This window comes from Streptomyces sp. NPDC001606, assembly GCF_053596835.1.
In genome coordinates this window covers 251,093-270,900 of sequence record NZ_JBSFHC010000003.1, presented here as the reverse complement: position 1 = coordinate 270,900, position 19,808 = coordinate 251,093, and the positions used below count along the sequence as shown (strand labels likewise).

18 protein-coding genes are annotated in these 19,808 nt (G+C 73.2%); 13 read left to right on the top strand and 5 right to left on the bottom strand.

Features of this window, described 5'->3' with window-relative positions; all coding sequences use genetic code 11:
- Positions 1–62: 62 nt before the first annotated feature.
- The 5 genes from ACWCV9_RS08780 to ACWCV9_RS08760 are packed head-to-tail and all read left to right on the top strand — an operon-like array spanning position 63 to position 7,297.
- Entirely contained in the window at positions 63–650 is a 588-nt protein-coding gene (locus tag ACWCV9_RS08780) for a pyridoxamine 5'-phosphate oxidase family protein (RefSeq protein ID WP_450784997.1), read from the top strand.
- A 3-nt stretch (positions 651–653) separates the two neighbouring features.
- Entirely contained in the window at positions 654–1,358 is a 705-nt protein-coding gene (locus ACWCV9_RS08775) for a L,D-transpeptidase family protein (protein WP_450784995.1), read from the top strand.
- A 53-nt stretch (positions 1,359–1,411) separates the two neighbouring features.
- Positions 1,412–6,328 (top strand): HD domain-containing protein, encoded by a 4,917-nt coding sequence (locus ACWCV9_RS08770; RefSeq protein WP_450784993.1) that lies wholly within the window; start codon positions 1,412–1,414, stop codon positions 6,326–6,328.
- Complete coding sequence (locus ACWCV9_RS08765; RefSeq protein WP_450784991.1) at positions 6,321–6,686, top strand: hypothetical protein; 366 nt, start codon at positions 6,321–6,323, stop codon at positions 6,684–6,686. Before ACWCV9_RS08770 ends, ACWCV9_RS08765 begins: the two co-directional genes overlap by 8 nt.
- Positions 6,686–7,297: a hypothetical protein gene (locus tag ACWCV9_RS08760; protein WP_450784990.1), complete on the top strand. Its 612-nt coding sequence runs from the start codon at positions 6,686–6,688 to the stop codon at positions 7,295–7,297. Before ACWCV9_RS08765 ends, ACWCV9_RS08760 begins: the two co-directional genes overlap by 1 nt.
- 27 nt (positions 7,298–7,324) lie before the next feature.
- Here the strand turns inward: ACWCV9_RS08760 and ACWCV9_RS08755 are convergent, their stop codons facing one another.
- Both ACWCV9_RS08755 and ACWCV9_RS08750 read right to left on the bottom strand, forming a co-directional pair.
- Positions 7,325–8,791, bottom strand: a complete 1,467-nt coding sequence (locus ACWCV9_RS08755; protein ID WP_450785241.1) for a sensor histidine kinase — start codon at positions 8,789–8,791, stop codon at positions 7,325–7,327.
- A 35-nt stretch (positions 8,792–8,826) separates the two neighbouring features.
- Positions 8,827–9,573, bottom strand: coding sequence for a response regulator transcription factor (locus ACWCV9_RS08750; protein ID WP_450784988.1), 747 nt, complete (start codon positions 9,571–9,573; stop codon positions 8,827–8,829).
- A gap of 207 nt (positions 9,574–9,780) precedes the next feature.
- Here ACWCV9_RS08750 and ACWCV9_RS08745 point away from each other — a divergent pair, with 207 nt between their 5' ends.
- The 8 genes from ACWCV9_RS08745 (at position 9,781) to ACWCV9_RS08710 (ending at position 17,820) form a co-directional block, all read left to right on the top strand.
- Positions 9,781–11,133, top strand: coding sequence for a ferredoxin reductase family protein (locus ACWCV9_RS08745; RefSeq protein ID WP_450784987.1), 1,353 nt, complete (start codon positions 9,781–9,783; stop codon positions 11,131–11,133).
- 18 nt (positions 11,134–11,151) lie between these two features.
- Positions 11,152–11,634 carry an FMN-binding protein gene (locus ACWCV9_RS08740; RefSeq protein ID WP_450784985.1) on the top strand — a complete coding sequence of 161 codons (483 nt, stop codon included), beginning with the start codon at positions 11,152–11,154 and terminating at the stop codon, positions 11,632–11,634.
- 85 nt (positions 11,635–11,719) lie between these two features.
- Positions 11,720–13,102 carry a ferredoxin reductase family protein gene (locus tag ACWCV9_RS08735; protein WP_450784983.1) on the top strand — a complete coding sequence of 461 codons (1,383 nt, stop codon included), beginning with the start codon at positions 11,720–11,722 and terminating at the stop codon, positions 13,100–13,102.
- A 17-nt stretch (positions 13,103–13,119) separates the two neighbouring features.
- Positions 13,120–14,130, top strand: coding sequence for an FMN-binding protein (locus ACWCV9_RS08730; protein WP_450784981.1), 1,011 nt, complete (start codon positions 13,120–13,122; stop codon positions 14,128–14,130).
- Positions 14,131–14,185: 55 nt separating this feature from the next.
- On the top strand, positions 14,186–14,926 hold the full coding sequence (locus tag ACWCV9_RS08725; protein ID WP_385844470.1) for an FAD:protein FMN transferase: 741 nt from the start codon (positions 14,186–14,188) through the stop codon (positions 14,924–14,926).
- A gap of 93 nt (positions 14,927–15,019) precedes the next feature.
- Entirely contained in the window at positions 15,020–15,166 is a 147-nt protein-coding gene (locus tag ACWCV9_RS08720; protein WP_385844471.1) for a hypothetical protein, read from the top strand.
- 6 nt (positions 15,167–15,172) lie between these two features.
- On the top strand, positions 15,173–16,984 hold the full coding sequence (locus ACWCV9_RS08715; protein ID WP_450784979.1) for an ABC transporter ATP-binding protein: 1,812 nt from the start codon (positions 15,173–15,175) through the stop codon (positions 16,982–16,984).
- Entirely contained in the window at positions 16,981–17,820 is an 840-nt protein-coding gene (locus ACWCV9_RS08710) for a serine/threonine-protein kinase (protein ID WP_450784978.1), read from the top strand. The genes ACWCV9_RS08715 and ACWCV9_RS08710 overlap by 4 nt, the downstream gene beginning before the upstream one ends.
- A gap of 9 nt (positions 17,821–17,829) precedes the next feature.
- On the opposite strand, the gene ACWCV9_RS08705 is transcribed toward ACWCV9_RS08710, so the two are convergent.
- From ACWCV9_RS08705 to ACWCV9_RS08695, 3 genes are all read right to left on the bottom strand, one after another.
- Entirely contained in the window at positions 17,830–18,570 is a 741-nt protein-coding gene (locus ACWCV9_RS08705) for a hypothetical protein (protein WP_450784976.1), read from the bottom strand.
- On the bottom strand, positions 18,560–19,147 hold the full coding sequence (locus ACWCV9_RS08700) for an RNA polymerase sigma factor (protein ID WP_450784974.1): 588 nt from the start codon (positions 19,145–19,147) through the stop codon (positions 18,560–18,562). The genes ACWCV9_RS08705 and ACWCV9_RS08700 overlap by 11 nt, the downstream gene beginning before the upstream one ends.
- A 108-nt stretch (positions 19,148–19,255) precedes the next feature.
- Positions 19,256–19,801, bottom strand: a complete 546-nt coding sequence (locus tag ACWCV9_RS08695) for an arginine repressor (protein WP_385844476.1) — start codon at positions 19,799–19,801, stop codon at positions 19,256–19,258.
- Between the last annotated feature and the right edge of the window lie 7 nt (positions 19,802–19,808).

Here is a 19,808-nt window from a genome sequence, read left to right as displayed (position 1 = left end):
AGGCCCCCCACGCCGGGCAATTCGTTAGACAGGCGAACTATTTCCGTCGATAATCACCGCCCATGGGAAAGACCTATGAGCGCATAGACGGCAGACTCCGCACCTTCATCGAGGAACAACCCCTCTTCTTCACCGCGACCGCCCCGCTCGCCGCTGACGGCACGGTCAACCTCTCCCCCAAGGGCCTCAAGGGCTCCTTCGCCGTCATCGACGAACGCACCCTCGCCTACCTGGACTTCGCCGGCTCCAACGCCGAGACCATCGCGCATCTGCGGGAGAACGGGCGGATCACCCTGATGTGGTGCGCCTTCCAGGGCCCGCCGAACATCGTCCGCGTGCACGGCCGGGGCGAGCCGGTCTTCCGCGACGACCCGCGCTTCCCCGAGCTGCTCACCCACTTCCCGGACATCGACCCGACCCCGCACGGCCTGCGGGCCGTCATCGTCGTGCACGCCGAACTGGTCCGCGACACCTGCGGCTACGCCGTCCCCCACATGGCGTACGAGGAGGACCGCGACCTGCACAGCAAGCGGTTCGCGCGCGAGGACGACGCCTCGCTGAGTGCCTACTTCGAGAAGAAGGAGCACGTGGCGACGAGCCTGGACGGACTACCCGGGCTGCCGCTCCCGCTGCCCCCGTCTACCGTCTGAACCATGCACCCCGGTGTCCTCCTCGCCCTGGCATCCGCCGCCTGGCTGGCCCTGCCGGGTACCGGGCCGGGCCCCGGCCCGGTACCGCTGCCCGCGCGGATGGCGGACCCGGGCGGCGGCAGCCAGCTGATCACCGCCGAGGCGCCGGACACCGGCTCCACCACGGGCACGCTGACCTGGTGGGACCTGCGCGACGGCCGCTGGACGCAGACCGGTTCGGCACCGGCGCGGTTCGGCGCGCACGGCCTCGTCGCGGGCAGCACCCGCGTCCAGGGCACGAAAACCACCCCGACCGGGCTGTACGGCCTCCCCTTCGCCTTCGGCATCCAGCCGGCGCCGGCCGGCACCCGCACCGGCTACCGCGCGGTGCGGGACGGTTCCTGGTGGTGCGAGGACAACGACTCGGCGTCGTACAACCGCTGGACCGACCCGCTGCCGGCCGACTGCCGCGCCTCGGAGTCCGAACACCTCGTCTCCTACGGCACCCAGTACGCGTACGCCCTGGTCATCGGCTTCAACTACGACCACCCGGTGCGCGGGCGCGGCGCCGGAATCTTCCTGCACGTCAACGGCCCCGCCGCCACGGCGGGTTGCGTGTCGGTGCCGGAGGAGGACATGCGGCGGATCCTGCGCTGGGCCGACCCCGGACGGGCACCGCACATCGCCATCGGCACGACGGGCGGGGCGACCGCGATCACCCGTTACTGAGAGCCGCCCGCACTGTCAGTGGGCGGTGCCATGATGTCCTGCGGGGAGGGCACATGGAACGAGCCCGCAGGGCGCTGCTGATCGGGATCGGGCAGGCAACCGCCACCGAAGGACTGCTGGAACCGCTGGACGAGGCCGTCACGGCCGATCTGCGGCTGCTGGCCTCGGTCCTGGACGGCGCCGGGTACGAGGTGGACGTCCTGCGCGACGCGGACCTCAGCCTGATCCGCGCCCGCCTGTACGAGACGGCGAGCGACATGCCGGCCGACGGCACCCTGCTGGTGTACTTCACCGGACACGGCGTCCGAGCCGGCGGCACCGACTACCTGGTCCCGGCCGACGCACGGCCGCCCCGGGAGGGCGGCTGGCGGGAGCCGTACCTGGGTTCGCTGCTGGACGCGAACATCAGCCCCCTGCTGGCCGAGTGCAAGGCCGGCACGGTGCTCTGGCTGATCGACGCGTGCCGCACCGAACTCGGCGACGACGCCGTACCGTTCGGCAACGCCCTCCTCAAGGGGCCGCCGAGCGGCGGCTTCGCCGTACTCACCGCCTGCTCGGCCGGCGAGCGCAGCGGATACACGGCCGAGGGCAGCTTCTTCACCCGTGGACTGGCAGACGCGCTCGGCCCGTTGACCCCCGCCCGGACCGTCGCCGAGGTCTTCGAGCTGGCCCGGGCGCGCACGGCCGCCACGGCACGCCGGCACGGGCTGACCCAGACGGCCCGGATCGACTACGGCACCCACGCCAGGGAGGTGACCGAGGAGACGGAGATCTGCGAGGGCCGACCGCTCCTGGAGACCTGGCTGCGGGCGGTGCGCGGGACACCGCTGTGGGAGCGGGTGCGCCCCGAGGACCAGGCCTCGGTGCCCGGCTTCACCGAGTGCCTGGCCGCCTTCGTGGAGCGGTGCGCCCGCACCCTGCATCTGGCGCAGGGCCGGCTGCCGCGCCCCGACCCCTGGTCCGACGAGGACTTCCCGGTCCGCCTGGTCACCCGGCGGCTGCCCCAGGTGCTGCCCGAGGACCGGCCGCTGTCCGCCGTCGAGGCCGCGTTCCTGGTCGCGGCGCCGTTCCTGCGGGAGGCCGCCTGGGCCGACCGGCTGAGCCAGGCCGCCGAGATCGATCCGTACCACCCCGACCGGCAGCCGGGCGCGGACGCCCACCGCAGACACTTCGAGCAGGTCGGCGACCAGCACGCGCGGATCGTACGCAAAGCGGCCCAGTGCCGGGCCCGCGACCGCACGGAGGACGAGACCGCCGTCGTCATGTGGCTGGTGCACCGCTGGATCACCGACCGGTTCGAGACCGACGACGAGCCCGTACCGGCGAGCCCGGCCCAGAAGCTGGTCGCGGCGCTCGGCGTACCGCCCGACCGGGTGCACGAGGTGGCGGAGCTGCTGTGCGCGGCGGCCTCGGCCCTCGGCCTGGACGAGCCGCCCGAGCGGCTGTCCGGGCGGCTGCCCGGCAAAGTGGTGCTGCCCTGCGGCCCGCAACCGCTGCGCGTCCGCCCGCTGGCCGCACTGCTGCGGCTCGCGGCGGTCCTCTCGGTGGACGTACGGACCTTCCCCGAGGTCGTCGCGGAACACCTCGCCGTGACCGACCCGGTCCTGCCGCAGCAGGTCGTCGCCATCGCCCACGGCCTGAGCTGGGAGCGCGAGGGCCCGGCACTCCACCTGGACGCCCCCTGCCCGCACCAGGCGGTGCACGCCGCCCTCGCCGAGGTCGCCGAGGAGGCGGACCAGCTCGTCGCGCAGCTCCTGGACCGGGCCGCCGACCTGCCGGGCGCGGAGACGGAGCTGCTCGCGGCCGTACCGCAGCGGGTCACCGCACGCGAGCTGCGCCCGGCCCGCACCGGCGGCGCGGACGAGCCGTACGACGTGCCGCTGCTGCGGTTCCACCTCTCCCAGTCCGAGGTGCGGGAACTGCTGATGGGCGAGCAGCTGTACGGCGGCGATCCGACCCTCGCGCTGCGGGAGCTGTACCAGAACGCGATGGACGCCTGCCGGTACCGGGCGATGCGGTGGACGTATCTGCGCGGGCGCGGGGCGCGGCCCGCCGACTGGAGCGGGCGGATCACCTTCACCCAGGGCGAGGACGAGCGCGGCCGGTATGTCGAGTGCCGGGACAACGGCGTGGGCATGAGCGCGGAGCTGCTCACCCACACGTTCACCCGGGCCGGCAGCCGCTTCGAGCGGTCCAAGGCGTTCCGCCGGGAGCAGTCGCGCTGGCTGCGGCACGACCGCAATCTCAGGCTGTATCCCAACAGCCGTTTCGGCATCGGCGTGTTCAGTTACTTCATGCTGGCCGACGAGATGACGATCGTGACCCGCCAGGTCAGCGCGGACGGCATTCCGGCCGAGCACGCCCTGCGCGTCGACATCCCCAGCAGTGCCAGCCTGTTCCGCATCCGGCGGCACACCGGCCCGGAGGACGGGCTGGCGGAAGGCGGCACCCGGGTACGGCTCTATCTCCGGGACGACGCCGTCGGCACCGGGCTGTCGTGCACCCGGGTGCTGCGGGATCTGGTGCGGGTCGGCGAGTTCGCGCTGGAGGCGGTGGACGGGGAGGGGGTCGGACACCGGTGGAATCCCGGGGAGTTGCAGGTCCCTGAGGCCCTGGCCGCCGTTCCGGATGTGCTGTGGTGGGTCGACGGTGAGGGGGCCGTCCTGTGCGACGGGATCGCGACCGATCAGAAGCCCTTCGGCTATGTGCTGAACCTGACGGGACCGCACGCGGGCAGGCTCAGCGTCAGCCGGACGGAGTTGCAGGACTATGACCGGGAGTGGGCGGAGCGGCAGTTCCGGCTGGGGGCGGAGGCGTTGGCGGGGTGGCCTGGGCTGACCCTGAAATGGACGGCGGACTTGGAGGAGAAGAGCCTGCGCGTGGCCCAGGTGCTGGACGAGAAGTGGCGGGGGAAGGGCGTCACGGTGGGCGGGAAGAATGGCAAACGGTTGCCGCTGGATGAGGTGGGGTGGTTCCGCTTTGACGAGCACACGACGCCCCATACCGGAGAGAGACGGGTCCAGGCGTGGCGCTATTCCGTCCTCGGCCGCCCCACATGGCATCACTCTCGTGCACGGCCCCGCAGCCTTGCCGGCTATCCCGTTCCCTCACCCGGCGACGCGGACATCGTGGTCAGGCGCTTCGATTCCTGGCACGATGTCGCCGCCTACGCCGCGCGGAACGAGGTGCCTCTGAGCGACTTGCTGTACCGCATGCGCAGGCTACGCATCCTGGGCCCGGACCTCTCGCCGCCCCCCACCGCCGGTGACGCACTCGCATGGGCACCCTCCCGACGGGACGCCCTCCTGGCCAACGCTCTCGTGGGCAGGTCGGAGGCCGAACCGAGGGGGACCACGCGCACCGCCTGGACCGGGAACCGCATCGACGACCTCGGCGGCCTGGTCCTGGCCTCGGCGGCGCTGGACGCGCCACTGGGCGAGCTGGCGGAGCGGCTGGCTCGCCTCGCTCCGCTCCATGGTCTGACGGTGCCAGCGCCACCGGACCACCATGTGGACCACGTCTGTACCCAGCAGGAGATCAACGCTCTGTTCGTGAGCACGGGTTACCTCAGCTTTCGGCGTGTAGCAGGCCCGGCCGACATCCACGCCCTTTCCCGCCTCTCCAAGAGTTCCGGGATACTCGACCGGCTGAGGGAATTCAGCTGGCTCGGCTGGACGCCGCCCTCACCGGCGGAAATGGCCCCCTGGCTGGATCTGGACGACGACAGCAGATACATCGTGGCCGACCACGTCTCCCTGCTGCGGGACGGACGTTTCCAGCTGGACTGGGCCGCCACCGTCCTCGCCGCCGACATCTTCGGCCTCTCCCTTGGTGAAGCCGAGCATCGCATGGCCGAGATGGCGACCGCACTCGGGCTGGTGTACGAACCCCGCTACGGCGAAGGCGGGCTGGACGGCACCGTGGTCCCCGCCCCCGACGCCGTCGCATTCCTCGAGTACCTCATGGAGGACCAGAAAGTCCGCCTCGAGAGCGGTGTCGATCTGCGGGACCTCTACTTCTCCGAGCAGGATGACGTCGTCTCGGAGGAGGCGTTGACCGGCCTGCGCGCCCTCGGGGTCTCTGTACCCGAGGGAAGGATCAACAGGAAGGCATGGGAATCCCTGGATCTGCGCAGCCGCTACGCCTTGTCGGGCAACGACGCTGCCTTCGAGGACTACGACCATCCCGCCGCCGCGCTGACCACGGCCGTGTTCGTCAACGCCGCCGCGCTCTTGCAGGAGTCGCTGCGCGAAGTCTGGGATCTGGCCGCCCAGCACGTCCCCACCTTCGGTCTGCAACTGCCGCCCCTCCCGCCGGCGCTCGCCGACGCACGCCCTTCCGAGCACCTGTGTGCCGCGCTCGGCCGGTTCAACGGACGCCAGATGAACGTGGACACACCCACGTGGACGCCCCTGACCCCCGAGGCGCTGGCCCGGTACGCCCGGAGCCTCGCTCTCCCGCCGACCGTCGCCTACCACCAGTTGAGCGCATACCGCCCCCTCGGCGCCCTCGTGCCACCCCTCACCCCGCAGGAACTGGCCGCACTACCCGACGACGTGCCAGACGATTGGGACATCGACGCCCTCTCCCCCACCTACCGCGTCTCCGACCCCGACACCCCCTACACCCCCCTGGACCTCGTCAGCATCGCCGCCCGGCTCGGGGAGCCCGTCTCCGAGACCGTGCGCCGGATCACGCCGTATCTGCCCCTCCTGCCCGGCCGTACGGCGCTGCCCGCAGCCCCCGCCACGGACACCGTCCCCTGCTGGCAGGACCTCACGCTGCTCAGCCGGCACTTCGACGGCAGGCTCCCGGCGGTCGAGGGGACGGTGAGCCGGCGCCATATCGCGCTCGCCGCCGAGGCGACCCGGGAGAGCGCGGAGTGGATCAGGGGGCGGCTGCTGCTGTACGCCGGGATGTTCGGTTTGACCGTCCCCGAGACCGAGAGTGAGGCGCTCCCAGATGACTGAACCCTTCCCGCCCGGCCACGACTTCGGGCTCGCCTACGCGGAGCGGGACATGGGGCTGGCGGTCGCCCCCTTCACCCGGACCCCCTCCCCCGACGGGCTCGGCATCGTGGTCGAGGGGGCGTGTCCGCGCTGTCATGGGCGGACGTCGACGGAGTACCGGCACGGCGCGCCCGGCACCGGCACCAAGGGGCTGCGTTCCTGGCTGGGCGGTCGGCAGCCCGCGCCCGATCCGGATGCCGACGCCGGCCTCGTGACCCGGGAGACGCACTTCTGCGAGTGCGGGCATCCGCACCCGGACCTTCCGGAGAACGCGCCGTTCACCGGGTGCGGGGCCAGCTGGCGGATCGGGGATGTGTGATGAGTGGGCAGTCCGCGCGGCGCTGGGCGCAGCTCGCCCGTGAGCTGGAGTTCTCCCAGCTCACCGAGTTGCGGAGGCAGGCCGAGGGCTGGCGGAACGGGCTGACCGGGCTCACCGCGCTGCTGGCGGTACTGGTGACGCTCAAGGGGCGCGACGATCTGTCCCAGCTGCCCTCCGCCGCCCGGCTGGCGGCCACCCTGCTGCTGGGGGCCGCGTTCGTGCTGCTGGTCGCCGGCTCGGTGCTCGCGGTGCGCGCCGCGCACGGCCGGCCCGGGAGCCGGGTGCTGCTCGCCGGTCAGGCACTGCGCCGGTGGACCGAGGCGGAGACCGTGCGGGTCACCGGGGCGCTGCGGCAGGCCTCGGTGTGCTGTGTGGCGGGGATCGTGCTGGTGAGCGGCGCGGTGGTCGTGGCCTGGACGACCACCGGGGCGGTGCCGGACCATCTGGTCCGGGTCACCACGACCACCGGCGAGCGGTGCGGGGAGTTCCTCGGGTCGGGGGCGGACGGGGTGGCGCTGCGGCCGGACGGGGAGAGCGGGCGGACCGTGCTGCCCGCCCGCACGGTCCTGTCGGTGACGCCGGTGCCGGAGTGTGGCGCAGGGGGCGGTTGACGAGGCCGCCGGTGCCGGGCGAGCTGCTCAGCCCGCCGGCCGGGGCAGTCGTACCGTGAACGTCGTGGAGCCCGGGTGGCTGTCCAGGTCCACGGTGCCGCCGTGCGCCTGTGTCACCGCCGCCACGATGGACAGGCCGAGGCCCGCGCCGGAGCCCCCGGTGCCGGCGGGGCGGCGGTGTTCGGCGCGGGTGAAGCGCTCGAAGACACCGGGCTGGACGTCCTGCGGGACACCGGGTCCGTCGTCGTGGACGGAGAGGACGGTGGCGTCGTCCCGGGTCTCCAGGGTGACCGTGACCTTCGTACCGGCGGGTGTGTGGGTGCGGGCGTTGGCGAGCAGGTTGGCCAGCACCTGATGCAGGCGGTGGGCGTCGCCGGTGACCGTGACCGGTTCCTCGGGGAGGTCCAGGGTCCAGCGGTGCCCGGGGCCCGCCGCGCGGGCGTCGGTGACCGCGTCCAGGACCAGGTGGGTGAGGTCGACCGGGCGGCGCTCCAGCGGGCGGCCCGCGTCGAGCCGGGCGAGCAGCAGCAGGTCGTCGACCATCAGGCCCATCCGGGCGGACTCGGCGCTGATGCGCTCCAGGGCGCGGGTGACCTCCGGGGGCACCGGGCCGGGGTGGAGCAGGGCCAGTTCGGCGTGGCCGCGGACGGAGGCGACCGGGGTGCGCAGCTCGTGGCTGGCGTCGGCGGCGAACCGGCGCAGCCGCTCCTCGCTGGCGTGCCGCTTGGTCAGGGCGTCCTCGACATGGCCGAGCATGCGGTCCAGGGCCGCGGCGACCTGGCCGACCTCGCTGTGCGGGTCGGCGTCCGGGGCGCGCGGCGGCAGGGCGACCTCGCCGCTGGCCAGCGGGAGTTCGCTGACCCGGGTGGCGGTGGCGGTGACCCGGCGCAGGGGGCGCAGGGACCAGCGGACCCAGTAGGCGCCGGCCACGCCGGTCACCACGAGGGCGAGGCCGAAGACGATCCCGGCGACCAGTTCCAGGCGGTGCACGGTGGCCTGGACGGGCTCCAGCGGGAGGCCGACGATCAGGACGTCGCCGTCCCGGCCGGTGGTGGCGATGACGCGGTAGTCGTCCAGGGAGGAGAGTTCGACGGTGTGCGGCCGGGCGTCGGCGGGGACCGCGGCCAGCCGCCGGGCGTCGCCCGCCGTGAGGTCGACGTTGAGGTCGGCGGCGGGGTCGCCGGAGCGGATCAGCCCCTTGTGGGTGACGGTTCCCCGCACCAGGCGGGCGCCGAAGGTGCCGGTGGCCATGCGGCGGGTGTCGGCGTGCTCGTCGCCGTCGTGGTCGTCGGGCTTTCCCGACGGCACGGTGCCCCCGTGTTCCAGGCTCTCCGGGAAGCGGGTGCCGACCTGGGTGAGCTGTTCGTCCAGGCGCTGGGTGAGGAAGCCGTTCAGCTCGACGACCGCGGCGAGGCCGACGGCGGCGCAGCTCACCGCGAGCAGCACCACCAGCCCGACGGTGAGCCGGGCGCGCAGGGTGCGGGGGCGGGGCATCCGGCGGGCTCGGAGCAGGGCGGCGCGCACCCGGTTCACGGGGTCACCGTCACCGGTTTCAGGACGTAGCCCGCCCCGCGCACCGTGTGGATCATGGGCTCGCGGCCCGCGTCGATCTTCTTGCGCAGGTAGGAGATGTACAGCTCCACGACATGGGCCCGGCCGCCGAAGTCGTAGGACCAGACGCGGTCGAGGATCTGGGTCTTGCTGAGCACCCGGCGCGGGTTGCGCATCAGGAAGCGGAGGAGTTCGAACTCGGTCGGCGACAGCTCGATCAGCTCACCGGCGCGGGTGACCTCCCGGGCCTCCTCGTCCATGATCAGGTCGCCGACGACCAGCCGGGGGCCCTCCTCCTGCTGGCGGGCCATGCCGGCGCGGCGCAGCAGTCCGCGCAGCCGGGCGACGACCTCCTCCAGGCTGAAGGGCTTGGTGACATAGTCGTCGCCGCCCGCCGTGATGCCGGCGATACGGTCCTCGACGGCGTCCCGGGCGGTGAGGAAGAGCACGCACACGTCGGGTTTCACCTCGTGCAGCCGGCGCAGCACGGCGAAGCCGTCGGTGTCGGGGAGCATGACGTCGAGGACGACGGCGTCGGGCAGCAGCTCGCGGAAGGCGGCGAGGGCCGTGGTGCCGTCGGCGGCGGCGCGGACCTCCCAGCCCTCGTAGCGCAGGGCGCCGGTGAGGACCTCGGCGAGGTCGGGGTCGTCGTCGACGACGAGGACGCGCAGCGCGGTGCCGTCGGGGCGGGTGAGGGCCGGGCGGCCGGAACGGGTGGTGTTCATCGCGCCTACCAGCATCGCTCGTGCGCGGGGGTGGATCCCACCCCGTCCCCTCTGAGTTTTCTCTGAGTACCGCCCCCGTCCCGTGGGGCCTGGATGAGGAAAGCCTGAGAGTTCCTTCGGAAGGGCCCCGCAGGGCCTGTGTTCAGAGGTCCCTCAGAGCTTCGGCCCGCACAGTGGCCGGGCAGGACGAACGAAGGGACGGCACTCATGACGACCGTCGGGACCGGCCGGGCGGCCCCGCCCATGCCCCTGACCGCACGGCGCTCCCCCGCCGGTGCGGTGCTGGCCGTGCTGTGGGCGGGGGCGGCGGCCGTGGTGGCGCTGTGGTGGTCGGACACCGGGTCCGTGGTCGGTACCGCGGGCTGGCTGACCGGCGCCGGGCGGATCGCCGGGCTGCTGTGCGGATACGCCTGCGCGGTGCTGGTCGGCCTGATGGCGCGGGTTCCGCTGCTGGAGACCCGGGTGGGCTCGGACCGGGTGGCGCGCTGGCACGCGATGGCCGGCCGGTACACGATCAGCCTGCTCGTCGCCCACATCGTGCTGATCCTCGCCGGGTACGCGGCGCAGGACCGGGCGTCGCTGTGGCACGAGACGGTGACCGTCGTCCTGGACTACCCGGACATGCTCAAGGCGACCGCCGGCACGGTGATCCTGTTCGCCGTCGGCATCACCTCGATACGGGCCGCGCGCCGCCGCACCAGCTACGAGTTCTGGTACTACGTCCATCTGCTGACGTACGCGGCCGTGTTCCTGGCCTTCTTCCACCAGCTGTCGCTGGGTGACGACTTCACCGGCGACCCGCTCGCCACCGGCGCCTGGTACGCGCTGTACGGCGGTGTCGCGGCGCTGGTGCTGTGGTTCCGGATCCTCGCGCCGGTCCGGCTCAACCGGCGGCACCGGCTGCGGGTGGAGTCGGTGCAGCCGGAGGCGCCGGGGGTGTACTCGGTCGTCGTGCGCGGCCGGCACCTGGCGGAGCTGGGCGCGCGGCCCGGCCAGTTCTTCCGCTGGAGGTTCCTCGGCGAGGGCATGGGCTGGACGTCGACGCCGTACTCGCTGTCCGCGCCGCCCCGCCAGGACCGCTTGCGGATCACCGTGAAGGCGCTCGGCGACCACAGTGCGGCGGTGGTGCTGCTGCGGCCGGGCACCCGGGTGTGGGCGGAGGGGCCGTACGGCTCGCTCACCGCGGACCGGGCCACCGGCCACCGCTCGCTGCTGATCGCGGCCGGTGTCGGTGTCACCCCGCTGCGGGCGCTGTTCGAGACGCTGCCGGGCGAGGTCACGCTGCTGTACCGGGCGCGGTCCGCGGAGGATCTGGCGCTGGGCGGGGAGCTGGAGGCGATCGCCCGGTGGCGCGGGGCGCGGGTGCTGTACGCGCTCAACGGGCCCGGCGGGCGGCGGCCGGCCTTCACCGCGGAGTCGCTGCGCGCGAGCTTCCCGGGCCTCGCCGGTCATGACGTGTACATCTGCGGGCCGCACGGCTTCGCGCGGGACGTGTACGAGGCGCTGCGGGCGGCCGGGGTGCCGGACCGCCGTATCCACCACGAGTCGTTCGAGTTCTGAGAGCCGGGAGGCAGACACGTGCACGCCTTGAGGAAGAACCGCCCGCTGCGCCGGATCGTGCTGGCGAGTGCCGCCACGGTGTCCGGGATGGTGCTGCTGCTGTCGCTGAAGCCGCACACGGCTCCGGTGCCGGCGATGGCGGAGGGCACGTCGCCGTCGGTGTCGAGCAGTTCGGCCCCCTCCGGCGGGTCGAAGGACGGCTCCGGTTCCGGTTCCACGACCGTTTCCGGGACCGTCACCGGCGACACCGTGCAGACCCGCTGGGGTCCGGTCCAGGTGCGCGTGACGATCAGGAGCGGCAGGCTCACCGAGGTGACGGCGGTGCGGTACCCGTCGGACAACCCGCGCGACCAGGAGATCAACAGCTACGCCATCCCGCAGCTGCGGCGGGAGGCGCTGGCCGCGCAGAGCGCGGACATCGACATGGTGTCCGGCGCCACCTACACCAGCACCGGCTACAAGCAGTCCCTCCAGTCCGCGCTGGACTCGGCCGGTCTGTGAGGCGGGGCCGCTGAACACCGGGCGTATCCGGCACGTATCTGTGGGCCGAGGGTCAAGTCCCCTACGGAGGAACCACGGAGGAGCCGTGTCCACCACGCTCGCAGGCGGCCGTGCCGCCCGCCGACAGACGATGCGGCGCATCCGCCCGCGCCGCTCGCCGGCCGTCCCCCTGCTGCTCGCCGTCTGGGCGGGCGCGGCGGCCGTGCTGTGGCTCTGGTGGCAGGACACGCCGTCCGTCGCCGACGACACCGGCCGGATCCTCAACGCGGGCCGGATCACCGGGCTGCTGGCCGGCTATCTGCTGGCGCTGGTCGTGCTCCAGATGGCCCGCGTCCCGGCGCTGGAGCGGCGGGTCGGCTCCGACCGGGTGGCCCGCTGGCACGCGATGAGCGGCCGCTACACGCTCTGTCTGATCGCCGCGCATGTCTTCCTCACCATGTGGGGGTACGCGCTCCAGGCGGGCAGGTCGCTCGGCGACATCGTGCAGCAGACGGTCGACTCGGTGGAGCAGCTGCCCGACATGGGCAAGGCGGCCGTCGGCACCGGACTGTTCCTGCTGATCGGGCTCAGCTCGATCGGCGGGATCCGCCGCAGGCTGCCGTACGACACCTGGTACCACGTGCATCTGCTGACCTACGCGGCGGTGTTCCTGACGTTCTGGCACCAGATCACCACCGGCAACGACTTCGCGGTGACGCCTGCCGCGAAGACCTTCTGGTACGGCCTGTACGGCGCCGTCACCGCGCTGGTGCTCTGGTACCGGATCCTCACCCCGGTCCGGCTCAACTTCCGGCACCGGATGCGGGTCGAGGCGGTCGTCGAGGAGGCGCCGGGCATCGTGTCGGTGCTGATCGGCGGCCGGCGGCTGCACCGGATGGGCGCGGAGGCGGGCCAGTTCTTCCGCTGGCGGTTCCTCGCGCCGGGCATGCGGTTCAGCTCGCACCCGTACTCGCTGTCGGCAGCGCCCCGCCCGGGCATGCTGCGGATCACGGTGAAGGCGATCGGCGACCACAGCGAGCGGCTGCGCGAGCTGACGCCGGGCACCCGGGTGTGGGCGGAGGGGCCGTACGGCGCGCTGACCGCGCAGCGCCGCAGCCGGGGCAAGGTGCTGCTGATCGCCGGCGGAGTCGGCATCACGCCGATGCGCGCCCTGTTCGAGACGCTGCCCGGCGCGGCCGGGGACATCACCCTGCTCTACCGGGCCAACACCACCCAGGATCTGGCGCTGTGGGACGAGCTGGCGGCGATCGCCGAGGAGCGGGGCGCCCGGCTGATGTACGCGGTGAACAGCCCGGACGGTGAGCGTCCGGACATCTCCGCGGAGAACCTCCAGCGGAAGATCCCGGACGTCGACCGGCACGACGTGTTCATGTGCGGCCCGCCCGGGTTCGCACAGTCGGTGTACGAGGCACTGCGCGGTGCGGGGGTTCCCGCCCGCCGCATCCATCACGAGTCGTTCGAGATGTGAGCGGAGCTGGGAGAACGATGAGGAAGAACCACCCCGTCCGGCGGGTCGTGCTGGCCACCGCCGCGACCGTGTCCGGTGTCGTGCTGCTGCTGGCGTTCAAGCCGGCGTCCGACCCGTCCGCGGCGTCGGCGGCGGGCGCCGCCCCGCAGCAGACGGCGGCGGGACGGCAGTCACCGCAGGGCGGTACGGGCACGGTCAGCGGGCGGGTGGTGCAGACCCAGTACGGCCCGGTCCAGGTGCGGATCACCGTCAACGACGGCAAGATCACCAAAGCCGAGGCCGTCCAGGCACCCAAGGGCGGCCTCAGCGACCAGAAAACCGCACTGGCCGTACCCAAGCTCGGCCAGGAGGCCGTGGCGGCGCAGAGCGCGCGTATCGACTCGGTGTCCGGAGCCACCTACACCAGCACCGGCTACAAACAGTCCCTCCAGTCGGCACTGGACCAGCTACCACCCGCCGGCTCCTCCACCTCCCGCACGATCACCGGCCGCGTCGAGCAGACCCAGTACGGCCCGGTCCAGGTGCGGATCACCGTCAATAGCGGCAAGATCACCAAAGCCGAGGCCGTCCAGGCACCCAAGGGCGGCCTCAGCGACCAGAAGACCGCACTCGCCGTACCCAAACTGAACCAGGAGGCCGTGGCAGCGCAGAGCGCGCGCATCGACGCCGTCTCCGGAGCCACCTACACCAGCACCGGCTACAAACAGTCCCTCCAGTCGGCACTGGACCAGCTACCACCCGCCGGCTCCTCCACCTCCCGCACGATCACCGGCCGCGTCGAGCAGACCCAGTACGGCCCGGTCCAGGTGCGGATCACCGTCAACGGCGGCAAGATCACCAAAGCCGAGGCCGTCCAGGCACCCAAGGGCGGCCTCAGCGACCAGAAGACCGCACTCGCCGTACCCAAACTGAACCAGGAGGCCGTGATGGCCGGGAACGCCCGCATCGACGCCGTCTCCGGTGCGACCTACACCAGCACCGGTTACCGGCAGTCGCTGCAATCGGCGCTGGACCAGGCGGGTGGCTGATCCGGTGGGCGGGTCGGCACAGGCTCCCGCCGCGGTGCGTCATGCGGAGGAGGTCATGGGGACGGTCTTCTCCTTCGACGTCCGCGGCGGGGAACCCGGTGCGGTGCGGGCGGCGCTCGGCACGGCCGTGGCCGGGCTGCACCGGGCGGACGGCATCTTCAGCACCTATCGCGCGGACAGCGAGGTGTCGCGGCTGGCCCGGGGCGAGCTGGAGACCGCGGAGTGCGCGCCCGAGGTGGCCGAGGTGCTGCGGCTGGCGGACGAGGCGGAGCGGGTGAGCGACGGCTGGTTCAGCACCCGATACCGGGGCGCGCTGGACCCCACCGGCATCGTCAAGGGCTGGGCGGCGGAACGGGCGGCGCGGCTGCTGGCGGAGGTGCCCGGGGTGCGTGGGGTCAGCGTCAACGGGGGCGGCGACGTGCAGATGTTCGGTACGCCGGAGCCCGGGCGGCCGTGGCGGGTGGGGATCGCGGACCCGCTCCGGCCGGGCGGGCTGGCGGCGGTGATCTCCAGTGCGGGGCTGGACGAGCTGTCCGTCGCGACGTCCGGCACGGCCGAGCGGGGCGCGCACATCGTCGATCCGCGCACCGGCCGGCCGGCGGTGACGGACCTGGTGGCCGTGACCGTGGTGGGCCCCCGGCTGACCTGGGTGGACTGCTGGGCCACGGCGGCCTTCGCGATGGGCTCGCGGGCGGGTCTGGCCTGGCTGGAGTCGCTGCCGGAGGTGGAGGGGCTGCTGATCACGGCGGGCGACGAGGTGCGCTGCACCGGGGGGCTGGCCGCGCGGCTCGGCTGACCTTCCGGAAGGCACGCTGCGGAACGCCGGGGACGCCATCCGATTCCGGTTCTGAAACGTATCCCCCATACCGGATGTTCTGGGAGGAACCCCATGGCGATCTTCAGCAGGCTCATGCCCGCCGACCGCGGTCACGACAAGGACAGGAGGGACACGACCTCGCACCACGACGACACCACGATGTTCCGCAGGCGGCATCGTGACCGTCGTACCGACGACCACTCCGGCCACCGGTGGTGACCACCGATGAGGGCCGAGCGGACCGGGGACCGACCGCCCCGGTCCGCTCCTGCCGTCGTCCCCGCCGCGCCCCAGGTGTCGCCGCGTGAGGTGTTCCGGCGGTTCTGGCCCTACACGCGCGGCGGCCGGCGCTGGCTGCTGCCCGTGCTGCTGCTCGGTCTGACCGCCCCCGCCGTCGACGCCGCCGAGCTGTGGCTCTTCAAGACGGTCGTGGACCAGGTGCTGGTCCCCCACGACCTGAGCCCCTTCCGCTGGATCGCACCGGCCTACGTGGGGCTGGTGCTGTGCTCCGGTGTGCTGGGGTTCGCCGACGACATGACGTCCACCTGGGTCGGCGAGCGCTTCCTGCTCGCCCTGCGCGCGGACGTCTTCCGCCATGTCCAGGGCCTGTCCCTGGGCTTCTTCGAACGGCGCCGCCTCGGAGACGTGCTGTCCCGGATCACCGGCGATGTCGACGCGGTCGAGACGTTCCTGCTCTCGGGGGTCGCCGACGCCCTGTACTACGTGATCCGGCTGGGTGTCTTCCTGGGCCTGCTGTTCTATCTGCGCTGGGACCTGACGCTGCTGGCCCTGGTCATCGTGCCGCTGTTCTGGGGGGCCGCGCGGCACTTCTCCCGGCTGGTCAAGGACGCCTCCCGGGAGCGCCGGCGGCGCACCGGTTCGATCAGCGCGATCGTGGAGGAGTCGCTCGGCAATGTCGCGCTGGTGCAGGCGTACAACCGGCAGAGCTGGGAGGAGCGCCGCTTCGCGCGGGAGAGCGCGGGCCGGTTCCGGGCGGCGCTGGCCGCGGCGCGGGTGCGTGCCCTGTACCGGCCCGTGGTGGAGCTGATCGAGGTGTGCGGGGGCCTCGCGGTGATGGGCCTCGGCACCTGGAAGCTGTCCCAGGGCCAGCTGACGCTGGGCGGTCTGCTGGTCTTCCTGGCGCTGATCGGCAAGCTCTACGGCCCGGTGCGCGACCTGTCCCGGCTCGGCACCGCCTTCTACGGCGCCTCCGCCTCGGCGGAGCGGATCATCGAGCTGCTGGACCAGCGGCCGCAGGTCGTGGAGGCGGACCATCCCCGACGGCTGGGCCGGGTGCGGGGGGAGGTGGAGTTCGACGGCGTGTGGTTCCGCTACCCCGGCAGCGGGTCCTGGGCGCTGTCGGACGTGTCGTTCCGGGTGGCGCCCGGGGAGACACTCGCGCTGGTCGGGGCGAGCGGGGCCGGCAAGTCGACGGTCGCCCGGCTCCAGCTGCGGTTCTACGACCCGGAGCGGGGAGCGGTCCGGCTGGACGGCATCGATCTGCGGGACCTGCGGCTCGCCGAGGTGCGGGAGGGCATCGCGGTGGTGCTCCAGGAGACGCTCGTCTTCCATGGCACCGTGCGGGAGAACATCGCCTACGGGCGGCCGGGGGCGAGTGACGCGGACATCGTGGCGGCGGCGCGGGCCGCGGACGCGGCCGAGTTCATCGAGCGGCTCCCGGAGGGCTACGACACCCTCGTCGGCCAGCGCGGCCGCACCCTGTCGGGCGGACAGTGCCAGCGGCTGGCGATCGCGCGGGCGATGATCCGGGACGCCCCGGTGCTGCTGCTGGACGAGCCGACCACCGGGCTGGACGTGCGGTCGGGGCGGCGGATCATGGAGCCGTTGCGCCGGCTCATGGCCGGGCGGACCACCGTGGTGATCTCGCACAACCTGCTGACCGTGCGGGACGCCACGCGGATCGTGGTGCTCGATCACGGCCGGGTGGTGGAGGACGGCGCGCCTGCGGAACTGCTCGGCAGGGCGGGACCCTACGCCCGGCTGCACCGGCTGAACGCGGGCGCGGTGCTGTCGTGAGCGGCCCCGCGCCCTGGGCGGCGGGCACCGAACCGGTGCCGGGCTACACGGTCCTCGGCCATCTGGTGCGCACCGGCTGGCTCGACGTCTACGACGCCTGGAGCGCGGAACGGGCCTGCCGGTGTGTGCTCAAGGCGGTGCGCCCGGACCGGCGGGGCGAGCGGCGGCTCGGTGAGCGGCTGCTGCGGGAGGGCCGGTGGCTGCGGGAGTTCACCCATCCGCATCTGGTGCGCGGTTACGACACCTTCGCCGCGCCGGAGCCGCTGGTCGTCCTGGAGACGCTCACCGGGGAGACGCTCGCGCATCTGGTGCGCCGGCTGCGGCACCGGCCGGCCGCCGGTGATGTGGCGCTGCTCGGGGTGCAGTTGTGCTCGGCGGTCCACTATCTGCACGGCCGGGGTCTGCTGCATCTGGATCTCAAGCCGTCCAACGTGGTGGTGGAGCGCGGCCATGCGAAGGTGCTGGACCTGAGTGTGGCGCGGCCGCCCGGGCCCGCCCCCGCCGGCCTCGGCACCGCCTGCTATCTGGCTCCGGAGCAGGCCCGCGAGGGGCCGCTCACGGCCGCCGCCGATGTGTGGGGCGTCGGTATCACGCTGTTCGAGGTCGCCTGCGGGGAGCCGCCGTTCGACCGCACGGGGACCGGCACGGGCACCGGGCCGGACCGGTGTCCGCAGACGGTGCGGAGCGCCCCTCCGGTCGCGTCCCGGCGGCGGCTGCCCCGCCCGCTCGCGGAGGCGGTCGACGCCTGTCTGCGGCCCGACCCCGCCGCCCGCCCCACGGTCGCCGAACTCACCACCGCCCTGGAGGCGTCCGTATCGAAGCCCGGTCCCCTGTGAACCTGCACCTCATTGCTCGGGTGCCACCACGCGGCCGGTGCCGAGGTGGGCGGTGGCGAGGACCGTGCCGTCCGGGGTGAGCAGGCGGGCACCGGAGACGGCGGCGGGGTCGACGGCCGCCGTCGCGCCCCAGTCGCCGTGCCCGTCGTGCAGGGCGAAGGCGCCGAGGCGGACGGCCGTGCCGTCGGGGCGCACCAGGACACAGGTGACCGGCCCGGAGTAGCGGGCGTGCGGGCCGGTGAGAGCGACGGACAGGAAGATCCAGCCGGGGTGGCCGGGGCGGGCGTAGACCTCGCCGGCCGGCCGGCCGGCGCGGCCGCTCGCGGTCATGTCCCCGACCAGCATGGGCTCGGACTCGACGGCGGCGGAGGGGGCGGCGGTGAGGTCCTGGACGGCGGTGCCGACCGCCCAGCCGGTGAACCCGACGGCGGCCGTCAGCGCGGCCCCGGCGGCCGCGACCCGCAGCCGGAGGCGGCGGGTGCGGCCGGAGAAGCGCCGGCCGGGCGCCCGGCCGGTGCTCGCCGCCAGCCTGCGGGCCACCCGGGTCTCGAAGCCGAGCGGCGGCTCGGCGTCCGGCAGCAGGCCGATCAGCCGGTCGCCGACCAGGGTCAGCTGCCGTACGTACTCCCGGCAGTCCGCGCACCGGTCCAGATGGGCGACCGCCTCGGCCCGCTCGCGGCCCGGCAGTACGCCCAGCGCCAGCTCGGCGCCGATCTCCCGCAGTCTGCCGCAGTTCGGTTCACTGGTCATGGTCGCCTCGCTCGGACGGCGCGACGGTACCGCGCAGTTTGGCCATGGCCGCCCTGATCCGTGTCTTGGCGGTGCCCAGCGGGATGTGCTCCGCGTCGGCGATCTGTTGGGCCGTCATGCCGTAGACGCCGGCCATGGTCAGGGCTCGGGCCTGTTCCCGGGGCAGCCGGGACACGGCGGCGCGCAGCTGGGTGGAGGCCTCGTCGGCCAGGGCCCACTGCTCGGGTGTCTCGGTGACGACACCGAGGAGGGCGTCGATGTCCTCGGGGGCCATGGGCTCCGTCCGCCGGGCCCGGACGGCGTCGACGGCGAGGTTGTGCGCGATGGTCGTCAGCCAGGTGGTGACCGAGCCACGGCGCGAGTCGTAGATCTGCGCGTGCCGCCAGGCGCGCTCGAAGGTCAGCTGGGCGACGTCCTCGGCGAGCTGCTGGTCCCCGGTGACGGCCATGGCGACGCCGAAGACCCGGTGCTGGAAGCGGCGGACGAAGACGACGGCGAGTTCGGGATCGCCGGTGGCCAGCCCGGACAGCAGCGCCTCGTCCGGGAGACGGCCCACGGGGAACCGGAAACCCGACACATCTGTGTATACGGCCGGCGGCCGCCCGGGGATTGCCCGCCGGCGACGGAGGACCACCTCTTCATCGTCCGCCGCCGGGCGGGACCCCGCAGGGTGTGCCGGTGCCGGTCAGTGCCCGTTCTGCGCGAGGCGCAGCAGATGGTCCGCCAGCGCCTGGCCGCCGGTCGGGTTCCGGCTGATCAGCAGCAGGGTGTCGTCACCGGCGATGGTGCCGAGGATGTCGTGCAGCTCGGCCTGGTCGATGGCCGAGGCCAGGAACTGGGCCGCGCCCGGCGGGGTGCGCAGGACCACGAGGTTGGCGGAGGCCTCCGCGGAGATCAGCAGCTCCTGCGACAGGCGCCGCATCCGCTCCTCCTTCGCCGACTCGCCCAGCGGAGCGCGCGGGGTGCGGAAACCGCCCTCGCTCGGCACCGCGTAGATCAGGTCGCCGTCGTTGTTGCGGATCTTGACCGCGTTCAGCTCGTCGAGGTCCCGGGAGAGCGTCGCCTGGGTGACGCTCAGCCCGTCGTCGGCGAGCAGCTTGGCCAGCTGGCTCTGCGAGCGCACCGGCTGCCGGTTGAGGATGTCCACGATCCGGCGGTGCCGTGCGGTGCGGGTCTGCGGTACGGCCGGTCCGGCCCCCGCCGCCTGCTCCTGGTCCTGCGCCTGGCTCATCGTCGTC